Here is a 15803-nt window from a genome sequence, read left to right as displayed (position 1 = left end):
GTTAACAGGAGAGGAACGTGAAGCAGACGCAACGTCATGACGCGATTATCGATTTAGTCCGTCGTCAGGGATATGTCAGTACTGAGGAGCTGGTGGACCATTTTGAGGTCAGTCCGCAGACCATTCGTCGCGATCTCAACGATCTGGCCGATCAGAATAAGATACAGCGTCATCACGGCGGCGCGGCGCTTCCGTCCAGCTCTGAGAATACCGCCTGGCACGATCGTAAGATGATGTGGTCAGCGGAAAAGGCGCGCATCGCCGAGCGCGTGGCCAGCCAGATCCCGGATGGGGCCACGCTGTTTATCGACATCGGCACTACGCCGGAAGCGGTGGCCCATGCGCTGCTGAACCACAGCGATCTCCGGGTCGTCACCAACAACCTTAACGTGGCGATGCTGCTGATGGGCAAACCCGACTTCCGGGTCATTATCGCGGGTGGTGAGGTGCGGACCCGCGATGGCGCGGTGATGGGGGAAGCGACGCTCGACTTCATCTCTCAGTTCCGGCTCGATTACGGCATTCTCGGCATCAGCGGCATCGATATGGATGGCTCCCTGCTGGAGTTCGACTATCACGAAGTGCGCACCAAGCGCGCCATTATCGAAAATTCACGCTGCGTCATGCTGGTGGTGGACCACTCCAAGTTTGGCCGCAACGCAATGGTGAATCTCGGCAATATGAGCCTGCTGGATTACCTCTACACCGATAAAATGCCGCCCGCCAGCGTCATGAAAGTGATTGAGCAGCATGAGGTCCATCTCGAACTCTGCTGATTCCTGCCACGCCAGCCGCCCGGCTGGCGTTTTTCTTTGATTGCTGTCGCTTTTTTCCTCACTCGCGTCTTTACTTAATCGGTTGCTGGCAGACGATTGTCAGCCTGTGCGCGTTCTCTTTTTGCTTCACCTCATGCTTAACAGAAGGGAGTGATATGCCGCAGCAAAAATTCAGTAAAGCCCGTTTCACTGCCGCGCTGACCCGCCAGTGGCAACAGTTAAATCTGCGTTCAGCCCGGGAGATGACACCGCATCAGGCGTGGCAGGCAGTCAGCGCGGCGCTGGCGGAGCTGCTGGCCGCGCAACCGGCCCCGCGCCTGTCTGAGGGGCAGCGGCACGTCAATTATCTGTCGATGGAGTTCCTGATTGGCCGTCTGACCGGCAACAATCTGCTGAACCTCGGCTGGTATAACGAGGTCAGCGCCGCGCTGGCTGAGCAGCAGCTCGACTTATCGGAGCTGCTGGAGCAGGAGGTCGACCCGGCGCTGGGCAACGGCGGACTGGGGCGGCTGGCTGCCTGCTATCTCGATTCGATGGCCACGGTGGGCCAGCCAGCGACCGGTCACGGCCTTAACTACCAGTACGGTCTGTTCCGCCAGTCTTTTGAGGAGGGCCACCAGAAGGAGGCGCCCGATGACTGGCAGCGCGAGCACTACCCCTGGTTTCGCCACAATGCGGCGCTGGATGTCGAGGTGGCGATGGGGGGACGGGTCGAAAAGCAGGAGGATGGCACCGTTCGCTGGTATCCCGACTTCAGGCTGCGCGGTGAGGCCTGGGATCTGCCGGTCACTGGCTACCGCAACGGCGTGACGCTGCCGCTGCGCCTCTGGCAGGCCGTCAGCGCGCAGCCGTTTGATCTCACAGTATTTAATGATGGCCACTTTCTGCAGGCCGAGCAGCCCGGCATTGAGGCGGCGAAGCTGACCAAAGTGCTCTATCCCAACGACAATCATCAGGCGGGCAAGCGGCTGCGCCTGATGCAGCAATATTTTCAGTGCGCCTGCGCGGTAGCCGATATCCTGCGGCGTCACCATCTGGCAGGGCGCAGCATTCACAGCCTGCCCGATTTTGAGGTGATCCAGCTCAACGACACCCATCCCACCATTGCCATCCCGGAGATGCTGCGCCTGCTGCTGGATGAGCATCAGCTGAGCTGGGATGAGGCCTGGCAGATCAGCAGCCGGGTCTTTGCTTACACCAACCACACGCTGATGCCGGAGGCGCTGGAACGCTGGGATGAGAAGCTGATGCGCACGCTGCTGCCGCGCCATATGGTGATTATCAAAGAGATCAACCGGCGGCTGAAAAAGCAGGTGAAGCAGCACTGGCCGGACGATAAGGCGATGTGGCACAAGCTGGCGGTTGTCGCGGAGGGGCAGGTGCGGATGGCCAATCTCTGCGTGGTCAGCGGGTTTGCGGTCAACGGCGTGGCGGCGCTGCACTCGCGGCTGGTAGTCAGCGATCTCTTTCCCGAGTATCACCAGCTCTGGCCGCAGAAGTTCCACAACGTCACCAACGGCATCACACCGCGCCGCTGGCTGAAGCAGTGTAATCCGGCGCTGGCCGGGCTGATCGATGAGACGCTGAAAACTGAGTGGGCCAACAACCTGGAGGCGCTGATCGGCCTGGAGAGCTATGCCGACGATCCGGCGTTCCGTCAGCGCTATCGCAGCATCAAGCAGCAGAACAAAGCGCAGCTTACCCGCTACATCGCCCGGCACACAGGCATTGTCGTCAATCCGGCGGCGCTGTTCGATGTGCAGATCAAACGCCTGCACGAGTATAAGCGGCAGCACCTCAGCCTGCTGCACATCCTCTACTGCTATCAGAAACTCATTAAGCAGCCCGACGATCAGACCCTCACGCCAAGGGTGTTCCTGTTTGGGGCCAAAGCCGCACCAGGCTACTACCTGGCGAAAAACATTATCTACGCCATTAACCGGGTGGCGGAGGTGGTTAACAACGACCCGCGCGTTGGCGATCGACTCAAAGTGGTCTTTATCCCTGACTACCGCATCACGGTGGCCGAACAGATGATCCCGGCGGCCGACCTTTCAGAGCAGATCTCCACCGCCGGTTATGAAGCCTCCGGCACCGGCAACATGAAGCTGGCGCTGAACGGCGCACTGACCATCGGCACGCTGGATGGCGCGAACGTCGAGATTGCTGAACAGGTAGGAGAGGAGAACATCTTTATCTTCGGGCACACCGTGGAGGAGGTTAAGGCGCTCCGGGCGAAAGGCTACAACCCGAAAAAGGTGCGTAAGCAGAACCCGGCGCTGGATGACCTGCTGAAGGCGCTGGAAAAAGGCAAATTCAGCGACGGCGACAAACAGGCGTTTGACCTGATGCTGGCGAGCCTGACTAAGCAGGGCGATCCCTGGCTGGTGCTGGCCGATTTCCAGGCCTATATCGAGGCGCAGCAGCGGGTCGAAGCGCTGTGGCGCGACCCGGAAGGCTGGACCCGCGCCGCAATTCTCAACACGGCCCGAACCGGCATGTTCAGTTCGGACCGATCCATTCGTGATTATCAGCAACGTATCTGGCAGGCACCGCGCTAAGGAGCAGCAATGAAACAAGATTCACTCGATCAGTCCGCCCGTGCCGCGGGTATCTCACTGAATTACATCGACGTAAACGGCAAAAAAGCAGGAATCAGCGATGAGACTAAGCGCGCGCTGCTGGCGATAATGAGCCAGCCGCAGAAGGCAAAAAAATCGCCGCTGCCCCCGGTTGCGGTCTTCAGCGGCAGCGGCAAACGCCAGCTGACGCCAGAGGGCAGCGGCGTCTATCACTGGCAGTTGCAGACGGAAAAGGGCAAACAGCACAGCGGCGAACTGACCGCAGGTGAGCCTTTTACGCTGCCTGGCCCGCTGACGCAGGGGTATCATCAGCTGACGCTCACCAAAGGGAAGAAAAGCTGGCAGACGCGGATTGTCGTTGCGCCACGCCGCTGCTATCTGCCGCCGGCGCTGGAGGCGGGCGAAAAACGCTGGGGCGCGCTGGTGCAGCTCTATACCGTACGCTCAGAGCAGAACTGGGGGATCGGCGACTTCGGCGATCTCGATCGGCTGCTGGTGCAGCTGGCTGCACGCGGCGGCGACTTCGTCGGGCTTAATCCGCTGCATGCGCTCTATCCCGCCAGCCCCGGTTTCGCCAGCCCCTACAGCCCGTCGTCGCGCCGCTGGCTGAACGTCATCTATATCGACGTCGATCAGGTAAGCGATTTCCGGGAAAGTGCCGCGGCGCAGAAGTGGTGGAAAAGCGCCAGAACGCAAAAGGCGCTGACCCGGGCGCGTGAGGCGGAGCACGTCGATTATGAGGCGGTCATGGCGCTGAAGCTCGCGGCGCTGCGCCACGCCTGGACACACTTCCGGGGGCGGGACAGCCAGAGCGAGGAGCAGCAGTCCTGGGCTGCGTTTGTCCGTGAGGGCGGCGACAGCCTGCGCTATCAGGCGGCCTATGACGGCATCCAGCTGGCGCGACAGGCCGACAAGAGCCAGCAGGGCGGCTGGCCCGCATGGCCGGAAGCGTGGCGCAACAGCCAGTCGCCGGAGGTGCAGCAGTGGTGTGAAGAGCATGAAGAGGAGATTGCGTTCTGGCAATGGCTGCAATGGCTGGCGCAGCAGCAGTTCTCTGGCTGCTGGGCGCACAGTCAGGCGCTGGGAATGAGCGTCGGCCTCTACCGGGATCTGGCCGTGGGCGTGGCGGAAGGCAGCGCGGAAACCTGGCACGACCCTGAGCTCTATCGCCTGCAGGCCTCCGTCGGCGCGCCGCCGGATCGCCTCGGCCCGCTGGGGCAGAACTGGGGGCTGCCGCCGATGGATCCGCATGTGATGCAGGCGCGTGGTTATCAGCCGTTTATCGATATGCTGCGCGCCAACATGCGCGACTGCGGTGCGCTGCGCATCGACCATGTGATGTCCCTGCTGCGTCTCTGGTGGGTGCCCGCCGGAGAAACCGCCGATAAAGGGGCCTATGTGGCCTACCCGGTGAACGACCTGCTGAGCATCCTGGCGCTGGAGAGTCACCGGCTGCGCTGCATGGTCATTGGCGAAGACCTGGGCACCGTGCCGCAGGAGATCGTCAGCCTGCTGCGCAAGAGCGGCGTCTTTTCATGGAAGGTGCTCTGGTTTGAGCAGGAGAAAGATGAGCGTTATCGCGCACCACAGGACTATCCGCGCCAGTCGATCGCCAGCGCCAGCACGCACGACCTGCCGACGCTGACCGGCTTCTGGGAGCAGGGCGACCTGACGCTGGGCGAGAAGCTGGGCCTCTATCCGGGTGATGCGGTGAAGGCGCTGCATGAGCAGCGCGCCACACAGAAACAGGCGCTGCTGGATGCGCTGCATCAGGCGGGTGCCTTACCGGCCCGCAGCCAGAAAAAGGCGGAAAAGCTCGCGATGACGCCTGCGCTGAACCGGGCGATACATCGCTTCCTGGCAGATACGGACAGTGCGCTTCTGGGTCTGCAGCCGGAAGACTGGCTCGGCATGACCACGCCGGTCAACGTGCCGGGCACGGTGGATGAGTACCCTAACTGGCGACGCAAGCTGAGCAAAACGCTGGAGGAGATGTTTGCGGACAAGGAGGTGAATGCGCTACTGAAGGTGGTGAGCCAGCAGCGTCAGTCAGGCGAGAAAGAGGGGTAAAAAAAGCGCGGCAGTCAGGCTGCCGCGCGCTGTTCATCAGTAGAAGGAGTGTTCGCCGCGCTGGTGCTCGGTGATGTCCCGCACGCCTTTCAGTTCCGGGAAGGCGGCCAGCAGCTCTTTTTCGATACCATCTTTCAGCGTCACGTCGATCATCGAACAGCCGTTACAGCCGCCGCCAAACTGCAGGATGGCGTAACCGTCGTCGGTGATCTCCATCAGCGACACGCGACCGCCGTGGCCGGCCAGCTGCGGGTTAATCTGCGCCTGCAGCAGATACTCAACGCGTTCTACCATCGGCGCATCATCGGAGACTTTACGCATTTTGGCGTTCGGCGCTTTCAGCGTCAGCTGTGAACCGAGGTTATCGGTCACGAAGTCGATCTCAGCATCTTCCAGATAGGGTTTGCTCAGTTCATCAACGTAGGCTGACAGCTTTTCAAACTTCAGTTCGGTGTCGGTGGCTTCAACGGCATCGGGCGGACAGTATGAGACGCCACATTCAGCCGTTGGCGTACCCGGGTTAATCACGAATACGCGAATCTGGGTGCCATCTTCTTGTTTGGATAGCAGTTTAGAAAAATGTTCCTGGGCAGAGTCAGTAATTCGGATCATGTCGATTGCTCAATAGTTGACTAATTTAGTTGGTTATAATACGCCCATCACAGACGCTCTACAAGGTACGACACAGGCACCAGACCTGCACGCTGGCCGCGCCCTGCGTCAGTAACAGGCGGCTGATTTCCTCTACGGTGCTGCCGGTGGTAATCACGTCATCCAGCAGGGCGATATGGCGGCCCTGAACCGCCATTTCAAGGCGGAATGCCCCGCGTAAGTTGGTGCGGCGCTGGCGGGCGCTGAGCTGATGCTGCACTGCGCCCCGATGTGGGCGGGAAACGCCTTCGCGCCATTCACACCCCAGCCAGTGCGCCAGCGGTGCGGCCAGCAAACCCGTCTGGTTATAGCCGCGCTGCCAGCGTCGGCGATGATGCAGCGGCACCGGCAGCAGCAGGTCGGGACGCGGCACGCCGCCGCGCCGGTACACCGTCTGCCAGCTTAGCAAAAGCAGCCGGGCCAGCATCACCCTGAGTGCGGTTATGTGCGAAAACTTCAGCTGATTAACCCACTGGCTGAAGGGGGGACGGTAGTCATTCACGCAGATGAGCGCCTGCCAGGCGGGCGGTTTTTGCTGGCAGCGACCACAGATGAGCGTGGCGGAGCCTGCCGGTAAGCCACAGCGCGGACAGAGCAGGGGAAGCGGCGGTAGTTCGCGCAGGCAGAGGCTGCAGAGGCCATGCCCGGCGATCCGCAGTGGCATCCGGCATAGCCAACACAGGGCGGGCATTGCTAGCATAGCGACCTCCTTTTCATTTTCGGGATAGTAACTGATGACGTCGCTTTACTGGCACACCTGCGGGGAAGGAAAACGCGATCTTGTGCTGCTGCACGGATGGGGACTGAATGCTGAAGTCTGGCAAACCATTATTCCGCGACTCAGGCCGCACTGTCGCCTGCATCTGGTCGATCTGCCGGGTTATGGCCGCAGTCAGAACGCGGGCGCATTAACGCTGAAACAGATGGCCGCGCAGCTGCTGCCGTCGCTGCCGCCGCAGGCGATCGTGATGGGCTGGTCGCTGGGCGGGCTGGTGGCCACGGAGCTGGCGCTGACCGCCCCTGACCGGCTGGCGGCTCTGATCACCGTCGCCTCCTCGCCCTGTTTTACCGCCACAGAGGGCTGGCCCGGCATTAAACCGGAGACGCTGCAGAACTTTCAGCAGATGCTCAGCAACGATTTCCAGCGCACGGTTGAGCGTTTCCTGGCGCTGCAGACGCTGGGCACCGAAACGGCGCGCGCCGATGCGCGGCAGCTGAAAGACGTGGTGCTGTCGCAGCCGATGCCGGAGGTGGCGGTGCTGGATGCCGGGCTGGAGATTCTGCGCGAGGTCGATCTGCGCGACGCGCTGCCGCAAATCACGCTGCCGTTTCTGCGGCTCTATGGCGCACTGGACGGACTGGTACCGCGCCGCATTGCTGCAGAACTGGATGAGACGTTACCGGCATCGCCTTCGGTGGTTATTGAAAAAGCAGCACATGCGCCTTTTATTTCGCACACCGGGGTATTTTGTCAGCATATTGTTAGTTTTATCAATAATTTGCCGGGATAATCAGGCTTTGTGGTGGCAAAATCGCTGGCAGCAGCAATACTTCTCTTTGTGAGCAAGGCCGCTGCAATTTTATGTGATTAGTCACGGAAATGACTATGCCGTTCCATACTGCCTTACGCGTTTAGCGGCTGCTTACATCTCACAATGGATCATGAATGAGGGTAAACATAATGAAGGTTTTAAAATGGGTTGTGGCTTCAATGATGATGGGCGCGATTTCATTTTCTGCAATGGCAGCAAAGGAAGTCACTAACGAAGAAGTTAAGACAATGAAACTGGAGAAGATTGGTACCGTGAACACCACGGCGGAAACCACGTCGCCAATGGATGCCAAAAAAGTGCTGTCTAAACTTGCTGACGAAAAAGGCGGCAAATATTACCGCGTGATCGCCGGTCGCGAACACGGTAAGTTCAGCGCCACCGCTGAAGTTTACAAGTAATTATCGCAGCCACATGAACTGCCAGGCATCCAGCTTAACCGGCTGGGTGCCATCAACTTTCTCGCCGCTCACCACATCCTGCAGCGTATGCGCCATTGGCAACCGCGTCTCCACCGTTCGTCCACTGAGATTAAACACGCAGAGTAAACCCTCACCGCTTTCCGGCTGATGACGGCGCAGCACCAGCACAGCGTTTTCGCTCTCATAGAGCGTCATCGCATTATCCGGATGAAAAGCCGGCTGTCGCCGACGCAACTGGATCAGCTGTCCGAGCCGGATAGAGATCTGCTGACGCAGCCACTCCCCGCCCGCCAGCGCCGACTCTATCTGCTGCAGTTCATACTTCTGACGATTGATCGCCCGGTTGTGCCCGGCAGCCCGCACCCCGGCATAATCATTCCGGCCGCCCAGAATGCTCTGGATATAGATGGCCGGCACACCGGGAAAAGCCAGCAGAATCGCATGCGCCAGCAAAAAGCGTTTCAGCCGCGTGGCGTCGTCGTCGCTTTCACGATTCAACGCATCCAGAAAGGTGACGTTGATTTCATAGGGGCTGGTGGTGCCGTCGGGGTTATTTTTGTAGGAGACCAGGGCGCCTTCCAGCGCCAGATCGCGCACCAGCGCCACAATCTCCACTTCAGGGAGGATGCCGCGCGCCGGGTTCAGTCCAATGCCATCGTGTGACGCCAGAAAGTTGAAGAAGGTGGTGTCGCGGTTGCTGAGATCCAGCGTGCTGGCCCACTGCCGCAGCGCGCGCGCCGAACCGGTGTGGAGAGCGTGCAGCACCAGCGGCGGCAGCGAAAACTGATAGACCATCTGCGCTTCATCGTGCCCGTTGCCGAGATAGCTGATGTTGTCCTGATGCGGCACGTTGGTTTCAGTGATAATCACCGTGCCCGGCGCGACCTGATCGGCTATCGCGCGAAACAGCTTTACCAGCTGATGGGTCTTTTCCAGATGGATACAGCGTGTACCGGGCGTTTTCCACATATAGCCCACCGCATCCAGCCGCACATAGTCGGCGCCACGGATCAGATAGTCGAGCAGGACGTTGACCATGCGCCGCAGTACCTCAGGGCTGGCGAAGTTCAGGTCGATCTGGTCGGCGCTGAAGGTGGTCCAGATAAAGCGGGTCTCGCCATCTGCCAGGGTAAACGGGGTCAGCAGCGGCGAGGTGCGCGGACGTGTCACGGCACTGAGATCGGTAGCGGGCGGCATGCTGATAAAGAAGTCGTCCCAGCCGGGATCCTGCGCCAGAAAGTGGCTGAACCAGGCGCTGCCGGCCGACATATGGTTGCAGACGAAGTCAAACATCAGCCGCGTTTCCTGATGCAGACGTGCGATGTCCTGCCAGTCACCGTACTGCGGATTGACCTGATGGTAATCCATGACCGAAAAGCCATCATCGGAGGACCAGGGGTAGAACGGCAGCAGGTGAACCAGCGGAAAAATAGATTGCAGATGCTGCTGATAGAAGCGGGAAAAGGTGCTGAGCGTTGGTTTATCGGCCTCGCGGAACTGATCGGCGTAGGTGATCAGCACCACATCCTGCTCATCCCAGTGTGCCTTACGCGGCAGCTTGATCGTGTCACGGGCGGCGGCGATGTCAGCCAGCAGGCGCGCCAGGATCGCCTCCGGAAATGTGCCAGCATAAATCTTATCGATCAGATCGGTGATTTTTTCCATCGTGAATTGGGTGCCGCAGCAGGTATTGTTTTTATGACAGGCGTCTTTTTAGCGTAGCGTTATGGCGGGGATTTTCAACCGGACGGCGCGGTGTGAAAAAGGGGCCAGAAGATGGCCCCTGAAAAGCTTAGCGTTTTTTACCGAACGCGGCGGCCAGTGCATCGCCCATCGCACTGTTACCGGCGGCGGCGGTGGCCGGACGCGGACGACCTTTCGGGCTGGCCTGACGCTTCTCATCGCGCGGCGCTCCGCTCCGCGCTCCACCGCGTGCATTGCCTTCACCCGGCTGCTCATCAAGACGCATGGTCAGGGCGATACGCTTGCGCTGGAGATCGACCTCCATCACTTTCACTTTGACGATATCGCCCGCTTTCACCACCTGATGAGGATCGTCGACGAAGCGGTCAGAGAGCGAGGAGATGTGGACCAGCCCATCCTGATGCACACCGATATCCACAAAGGCGCCGAAGTTGGTCACGTTGGTGACGGCACCTTCCAGAATCAGGCCTGGGGTCAGGTCGTTTAGCGTTTCCACGCCCTCCGCGAACTGCGCGGTTTTAAACTCAGGACGCGGATCGCGGCCCGGCTTCTCCAGCTCTTTCATGATGTCGGTTACGGTCGGCAGACCAAATCGCTCATCGATGAAGTCGCGGGGGCTGAGGTTACGCAGGCTACCCGCGTTACCCATCAGGTCACTCAGCGCCTGCTCAGTCGCGGCCAGGATGCGCTCGACCACCGGATAGGCTTCCGGGTGAACGGTTGAGGCATCCAGCGGGTTATCGCCATGATTGATGCGCAGGAAGCCCGCACACTGCTCAAAGGCTTTTGGCCCAAGGCGGCTCACTTTCAGTAACTGCTGACGGTTCTGAAAGCGGCCATTCTCATCACGCCAGCTGACGATATTCTGCGCCATCATGCGCGTCAGGCCCGCCACGCGGGTCAGTAAGGGGACCGAGGCGGTGTTGAGATCCACGCCGACGGCGTTCACGCAATCCTCCACCACCGCATCGAGTTTCTTCGCCAGCTGACTCTGGCTGACGTCATGCTGATACTGGCCGACCCCAATCGATTTCGGGTCGATTTTGACCAGCTCAGCCAGCGGATCCTGCAGGCGTCGGGCAATCGACACCGCGCCGCGCAGCGACACATCAAGATCCGGGAACTCCAGCGCCGCCAGCTCTGAGGCGGAGTAGACCGAGGCCCCGGCTTCACTGACAATCACCTTCTGCGCCGTGACCTGCGGGAACTGCTGCTGCAGCTCCAGGAAGAAGCGTTCCGTTTCGCGTGACGCCGTGCCGTTGCCGATCGCCACCAGCTCGACCTGATGCTTCATGCAGAGCGCGGCGACAGCGGCGGCGGCTTTGGCGGCCTGGCCGGTGTGCGGATAGACGGTATCGGTCGCCACCAGCTTGCCGGTCGCATCCACCACCGCGACTTTCACGCCGGTGCGCAGGCCGGGGTCCAGCCCCATGGTGGCGCGCATCCCGGCAGGGGCCGCCATCAGCAGGTCGTGCAGGTTGCGGGCAAAGACGTTGATCGCTTCATCTTCAGCGCGTTCGCGCACCGTGCCCATCAGCTCGGTTTCCAGATGCAGCATCACCTTGATGCGCCACGTCCAGCTTACGACCGCCTTGCGCCAGCTGTCGGCCGGTGCGTTGTTCAGGCGCAGGTTCAGGTGTTCGGCGATCAGGGTTTCGCCGTAGCTTTCGCGCGGGGCTTCATCGAACTGTGGATCGGCATTCAGCGACAGTTGCAGCACGCCTTCGTTGCGGCCACGCAGCATCGCCAGCGCCCGGTGCGACGGCACGCTACTCAGGGCTTCGTGGTGATCGAAGTAGTCGCGGAACTTCGCGCCCGCTTCTTGCTGGCCTTCGACCACGCGCGACACCAGGTGGGCATTTTTCCACAGGTAGTTACGCACCTTCGCCAGCAGCGCGGCATCTTCAGCGAAACGCTCCATCAGGATGTAGCGGGCACCATCCAGCGCGGCCCGAACGTCGGCAACGCCTTTGTCGGCATCGACATACTGCTCTGCCAGCTGCTCAGGGAGATGGGATGGATCCTGCCAGAGCGCCTCTGCCAGCGGTTCCAGACCGGCTTCGATCGCGATCTGTCCACGCGTGCGGCGTTTCTGTTTATAGGGCAGGTAGAGATCTTCAAGCTCGGTTTTACTGAGGGTGGTGTTGATGGCGCGGGCGAGGTCGTCAGTCAGTTTACCCTGATCCCCGATCGATTTCAGAATCGACTGACGCCGCTCTTCGAGTTCGCGCAGATAGCTGAGGCGGGTCTCAAGCTGGCGAAGCTGGGTATCATCCAGTCCGCCCGTCACCTCTTTACGATAGCGTGCGATAAACGGCACGGTGTTCCCTTCATCCAGCAGGCGAACGGCGGCGTCAACTTGTTCGGGACGCGCCTGAAGCTCACTGGCAATTATCTGGCTCAGAACTTTCATCATCAGGACTGTCTTGCTTTCCGGGTTGAGAAATAGCCGACAGTTATACGGATTGATGGTTAAAAATGCCAGAGACGCGGGCGGCTTTCAGCGATAATCTGAATGGTTATTGCGGGTAATCAATGGCGTTGACATACCACCGCGCCGGGCCCACCGGCGTCTCCACCGTTGCGGCATCGCCGACCTCTTTTTTCAGCAGCGCCCGCGCCATTGGCGAGTCGATGGAGATGTAATCTTTGCGGCCAAAAATCTCATCGTAGCCCACGATGCGGAAGCGTTTGATGTCGCCCTCATCGTTTTCTATTTCTACCCAGGCCCCGAAGAAGACTCTGCCATCCTGCTGCGGTGAGTAGTCAACGATACGCAGCTGCTCAAGACTTTTGGTCAGATAGCGGACGCGCCTGTCGATTTCACGCAGCCGCTTTTTATTGTACTGGTAGTCCGCATTTTCACTGCGGTCGCCCAGGCTGGCAGCCCAGGTCACTTTTTTGGTCACTTCCGGACGCTCTTCACGCCACAGATAGTCGAGTTCCGCTTTGAGTTTGTCAAAGCCTTCGCGGGTAATCAGTCGGGTTTTCATGCTATACCGGCCAGAGAGATCGAAAGAGGCTCAGTGTAAGGCAAACAGGCGGCGGCAAAAAAGAGTCGGGGAAAGGGTTTTTAAAGGCTAAAAACCCACGTTGACTTCCCCGGCGGCGAAAGGGTTGGAGCTTGCTATCAAAATTAAACCGATGTTCTGAAGCCGGACTCGCCGGTCCGAACTTATTTTCCGGCGTGGGTCGCCGTGGTGGTTGAGGTGCCGGTACCGTGACCGTCACCACCGCCGCCGCCCATGGTGGCCAGCGCTACGCCCAGCAGGGCAGCGACAGCACCCACGCCGATGGCGTCGGAGTTACCTTTTGCGGTAGTGGTGGCAGCCGCACCGGCCGCTTCACCGGTTGCTGTTGCAGCATAGACCGGGCTGATGCTGCTGAAAGCCAGCGCGCTGAGCAGTAAAATTGTTTTTTTCATTGTGTGTAATCCCCGTTGAGACATCGAATGGTGCCTGAGCAGTCTGGTTCAAAATTCGGGGGGCGAAAAGTTGGCTTTACTGATTGATTTAATGGACTTTAATTTCTGCTGGTCTTGCTGAAAGCCCGGCTCAAATTAATCCGAGAGAGGCGTGGTGCTTTAACAGGTTTGACCGGAATATTATGCTGTCAGAATGAAGATAAGGTGGATTATCTGGAGGGTCGTTGCCGTGATGGCTTGTTTATAAGTCAAATTATCTGCTAACGCGCTGAATTTATTCACTGTATAAACGCTGGTACGCTTCTGACGCCAGCCATTCAGAGAAATTTCGCTTTTTTTTCAGATTTGCCGTAACCGTCCCGGACGGCGGGTAAAAAGGGCGATAACGGCCCGAAAGGGGCGCAGAATAAATATAAGCTCCTGTTTAATATGCTTTGTAACAATTTTGGCTAGAATATAAACCATTAATGACTGTCACTATAAGGCATCTTTTTTTAACAATGTTGGCTCAGGCAATAGCGCCTTTGGGAGTTGAAAATGCAAGAGAACTACAAAATTCTGGTCGTCGATGATGATATGCGTCTGCGTGCACTGCTGGAACGCTATCTCACCGAGCAGGGCTTTCAGGTGCGCAGTGTCGCTAATGCCGAACAGATGGATCGTCTGTTAACCCGTGAATCCTTCCATCTGATGGTGCTCGACCTGATGCTGCCGGGCGAAGATGGCCTCTCTATCTGTCGTCGTCTGCGCAGTCAGAGCAACCCGATGCCGATTATTATGGTGACGGCCAAGGGTGAAGAGGTGGACCGCATCGTCGGGCTGGAAATCGGTGCAGATGACTACATTCCTAAACCGTTTAACCCGCGTGAGCTGCTGGCGCGTATCCGTGCCGTGCTGCGTCGTCAGGCCAATGAGCTGCCAGGCGCACCGTCACAGGAAGAGGCGATCATTGCCTTTGGTAAGTTCAAGCTGAACCTTGGCACCCGCGAAATGTTCCGTGAAGATGAGCCGATGCCACTGACCAGCGGTGAGTTCGCGGTGCTGAAGGCGCTGGTCAGCCATCCGCGTGAGCCGCTCTCCCGCGATAAGCTGATGAACCTGGCGCGTGGCCGTGAATACAGCGCCATGGAGCGTTCGATTGACGTTCAGATCTCCCGCCTGCGTCGCATGGTGGAAGAAGATCCTGCGCATCCACGTTATATCCAGACCGTCTGGGGCCTGGGCTACGTCTTTGTGCCGGACGGCAGCAAAGCATGAAGCGGCTGCGCTTCTCGCCACGCAGTTCATTCGCCCGCACGCTGCTGCTGATCGTGACCCTGCTGTTCGTCAGCCTGGTCACGACCTATCTGGTGGTGCTGAACTTTGCCATCCTTCCCAGCCTGCAGCAGTTCAACAAGGTGCTCGCCTACGAAGTCCGTATGCTGATGACCGACCGGCTGCAGCTGGAAGATGGCACGCAGCTGGAAGTTCCGCCGGCCTTTCGCCGGGAGATCTACCGTGAACTGGGTATTTCGCTGTTTACCAATGCGGCGGCAGAAGAGAACGGCTTGCGTTGGGCGCAGCACTACGAATTTCTGAGCGAGCAGATGGGGCAGCAGCTGGGCGGGCCGACCGATGTACGGGTGGAGGTCAACAAGAACTCCCCGGTCGTCTGGCTGAAAACCTGGCTGTCGCCCGATATCTGGGTGCGGGTGCCGCTGACGGAGATTCATCAGGGCGACTTCTCACCGCTGTTCCGCTATACCCTGGCGATTATGCTGCTGGCGATCGGCGGGGCCTGGCTCTTTATCCGCATCCAGAACCGACCCCTGGTGGATCTGGAACATGCGGCTCTGCAGGTCGGACGCGGCATTATTCCACCGCCGCTGCGCGAATATGGTGCGTCAGAGGTGCGGTCAGTGACCCGCGCCTTTAACCAGATGGCCGCCGGGGTGAAGCAACTGGCTGACGATCGCACGCTGTTAATGGCGGGCGTCAGTCACGATCTGCGCACGCCGCTGACCCGTATTCGTCTGGCCACCGAAATGATGGGCGAGCAGGATGGCTATCTGGCCGAATCGATTAACAAAGATATCGAAGAGTGCAACGCCATCATTGAGCAGTTCATCGACTACCTGCGCACCGGTCAGGAGATGCAGACGGAGCGCGCCGACCTCAACAGCGTGCTGGGCGAAGTGGTCGCTGCGGAAAGCGGCTACGAGCGTGAGATCGAAAATGCGGTCATGCCGGAAGAGCTGATGCTGGATATCAATCCACTGTCGATTAAGCGTGCGCTGGCCAATCTGGTGGTCAACGCCGCACGTTACGGCAATGGCTGGATCAAGGTCAGCAGCGGACGGGAGCTGCATCGCGCCTGGTTCCAGGTGGAGGATGATGGCCCGGGCATCAAGCCGGATCAGCTGGCGCATCTGTTCCAGCCGTTTGTGCGGGGCGACAGCGCCCGCAGCACCAGCGGCACGGGGCTTGGCCTGGCGATTGTGCAGCGTATTATCGATGCGCATCAGGGATCGCTGGAGATTGGCGAGAGCGAACGCGGGGGATTGCGTATTCGCGCCTGGCTACCGCTGGTAGAGAGTATGGCACTGAGCCATAACAACGGCGGCAACAGCATCTCAAACTGATAA

Annotated in this window: 13 protein-coding genes; 7 read left to right on the top strand and 6 right to left on the bottom strand. The window is 59.4% G+C overall.

The window, feature by feature from the left end; all coding sequences use genetic code 11:
- The first annotated feature begins 17 nt into the window (after positions 1–17).
- From ACNY69_RS18455 to malQ, 3 genes are all read left to right on the top strand, one after another.
- Positions 18–776, top strand: coding sequence for a DeoR/GlpR family transcriptional regulator (locus ACNY69_RS18455; RefSeq protein ID WP_111140862.1), 759 nt, complete (start codon positions 18–20; stop codon positions 774–776).
- Between the two features lie 155 nt (positions 777–931).
- On the top strand, positions 932–3337 hold the full coding sequence (gene malP / locus ACNY69_RS18450) for a maltodextrin phosphorylase (RefSeq protein WP_418799464.1): 2406 nt from the start codon (positions 932–934) through the stop codon (positions 3335–3337).
- A 9-nt stretch (positions 3338–3346) separates the two neighbouring features.
- On the top strand, positions 3347–5428 hold the full coding sequence (malQ, locus tag ACNY69_RS18445) for a 4-alpha-glucanotransferase (RefSeq protein WP_418799462.1): 2082 nt from the start codon (positions 3347–3349) through the stop codon (positions 5426–5428).
- 36 nt (positions 5429–5464) lie between these two features.
- Here the strand turns inward: malQ and nfuA are convergent, their stop codons facing one another.
- Together nfuA and gntX are read right to left on the bottom strand one after the other, a co-directional pair.
- Positions 5465–6040, bottom strand: coding sequence for a Fe-S biogenesis protein NfuA (gene nfuA, locus ACNY69_RS18440; protein WP_009087718.1), 576 nt, complete (start codon positions 6038–6040; stop codon positions 5465–5467).
- Between the two features lie 58 nt (positions 6041–6098).
- Positions 6099–6779, bottom strand: coding sequence for a DNA utilization protein GntX (gntX, locus tag ACNY69_RS18435; protein ID WP_293773365.1), 681 nt, complete (start codon positions 6777–6779; stop codon positions 6099–6101).
- Positions 6780–6813: 34 nt separating this feature from the next.
- Here gntX and bioH point away from each other — a divergent pair, with 34 nt between their 5' ends.
- Positions 6814–7590: a pimeloyl-ACP methyl ester esterase BioH gene (gene bioH, locus ACNY69_RS18430; protein WP_111140866.1), complete on the top strand. Its 777-nt coding sequence runs from the start codon at positions 6814–6816 to the stop codon at positions 7588–7590.
- Between the two features lie 170 nt (positions 7591–7760).
- Positions 7761–8030 carry a YdgH/BhsA/McbA-like domain containing protein gene (locus ACNY69_RS18425; RefSeq protein ID WP_111140867.1) on the top strand — a complete coding sequence of 90 codons (270 nt, stop codon included), beginning with the start codon at positions 7761–7763 and terminating at the stop codon, positions 8028–8030.
- On the opposite strand, the gene ACNY69_RS18420 is transcribed toward ACNY69_RS18425, so the two are convergent.
- From ACNY69_RS18420 to yjbE, 4 genes are all read right to left on the bottom strand, one after another.
- Positions 8031–9716 (bottom strand): alpha-amylase family glycosyl hydrolase, encoded by a 1686-nt coding sequence (locus tag ACNY69_RS18420; protein WP_111140868.1) that lies wholly within the window; start codon positions 9714–9716, stop codon positions 8031–8033.
- Positions 9717–9843: 127 nt separating this feature from the next.
- Complete coding sequence (locus tag ACNY69_RS18415) at positions 9844–12171, bottom strand: Tex family protein (RefSeq protein ID WP_418799460.1); 2328 nt, start codon at positions 12169–12171, stop codon at positions 9844–9846.
- 103 nt (positions 12172–12274) lie between these two features.
- Positions 12275–12748, bottom strand: a complete 474-nt coding sequence (gene greB, locus ACNY69_RS18410; RefSeq protein WP_111140870.1) for a transcription elongation factor GreB — start codon at positions 12746–12748, stop codon at positions 12275–12277.
- 182 nt (positions 12749–12930) lie between these two features.
- Positions 12931–13179: an exopolysaccharide production protein YjbE gene (gene yjbE, locus ACNY69_RS18405; RefSeq protein ID WP_111140871.1), complete on the bottom strand. Its 249-nt coding sequence runs from the start codon at positions 13177–13179 to the stop codon at positions 12931–12933.
- A 537-nt stretch (positions 13180–13716) separates the two neighbouring features.
- Between yjbE and ompR the strand changes: the two genes are divergently transcribed.
- Positions 13717–14436: an osmolarity response regulator transcription factor OmpR gene (gene ompR / locus ACNY69_RS18400; protein ID WP_003853014.1), complete on the top strand. Its 720-nt coding sequence runs from the start codon at positions 13717–13719 to the stop codon at positions 14434–14436.
- Positions 14433–15800, top strand: a complete 1368-nt coding sequence (gene envZ, locus ACNY69_RS18395) for a two-component system sensor histidine kinase EnvZ (RefSeq protein ID WP_111140872.1) — start codon at positions 14433–14435, stop codon at positions 15798–15800. The genes ompR and envZ overlap by 4 nt, the downstream gene beginning before the upstream one ends.
- Positions 15801–15803: the final 3 nt, after the last annotated feature.

The sequence above is a fragment of the Pantoea graminicola genome, from assembly GCF_048452665.1.
Classification (GTDB): Bacteria; Pseudomonadota; Gammaproteobacteria; order Enterobacterales; family Enterobacteriaceae; genus Pantoea.
Note: the sequence above shows the minus strand (reverse complement) of the source record. Positions and strands in the feature narration are given on the sequence as shown.

What these genes read in the sequence shown, in the direction of transcription:
- ACNY69_RS18415 (WP_418799460.1), bottom strand. Translation starts at nt 12,171, where the DNA reads ATGATGAAAGTTCTGAGCCAGATAATTGCCAGTGAGCTTCAGGCGCGT.
- bioH (WP_111140866.1), top strand. Translation starts at nt 6,814, where the DNA reads ATGACGTCGCTTTACTGGCACACCTGCGGGGAAGGAAAACGCGATCTT.
- yjbE (WP_111140871.1), bottom strand. Translation starts at nt 13,179, where the DNA reads ATGAAAAAAACAATTTTACTGCTCAGCGCGCTGGCTTTCAGCAGCATC.
- nfuA (WP_009087718.1), bottom strand. Translation starts at nt 6,040, where the DNA reads ATGATCCGAATTACTGACTCTGCCCAGGAACATTTTTCTAAACTGCTA.
- gntX (WP_293773365.1), bottom strand. Translation starts at nt 6,779, where the DNA reads ATGCTAGCAATGCCCGCCCTGTGTTGGCTATGCCGGATGCCACTGCGG.
- ACNY69_RS18425 (WP_111140867.1), top strand. Translation starts at nt 7,761, where the DNA reads ATGAAGGTTTTAAAATGGGTTGTGGCTTCAATGATGATGGGCGCGATT.
- malQ (WP_418799462.1), top strand. Translation starts at nt 3,347, where the DNA reads ATGAAACAAGATTCACTCGATCAGTCCGCCCGTGCCGCGGGTATCTCA.
- ACNY69_RS18420 (WP_111140868.1), bottom strand. Translation starts at nt 9,716, where the DNA reads ATGGAAAAAATCACCGATCTGATCGATAAGATTTATGCTGGCACATTT.
- malP (WP_418799464.1), top strand. Translation starts at nt 932, where the DNA reads ATGCCGCAGCAAAAATTCAGTAAAGCCCGTTTCACTGCCGCGCTGACC.
- envZ (WP_111140872.1), top strand. Translation starts at nt 14,433, where the DNA reads ATGAAGCGGCTGCGCTTCTCGCCACGCAGTTCATTCGCCCGCACGCTG.
- ompR (WP_003853014.1), top strand. Translation starts at nt 13,717, where the DNA reads ATGCAAGAGAACTACAAAATTCTGGTCGTCGATGATGATATGCGTCTG.
- greB (WP_111140870.1), bottom strand. Translation starts at nt 12,748, where the DNA reads ATGAAAACCCGACTGATTACCCGCGAAGGCTTTGACAAACTCAAAGCG.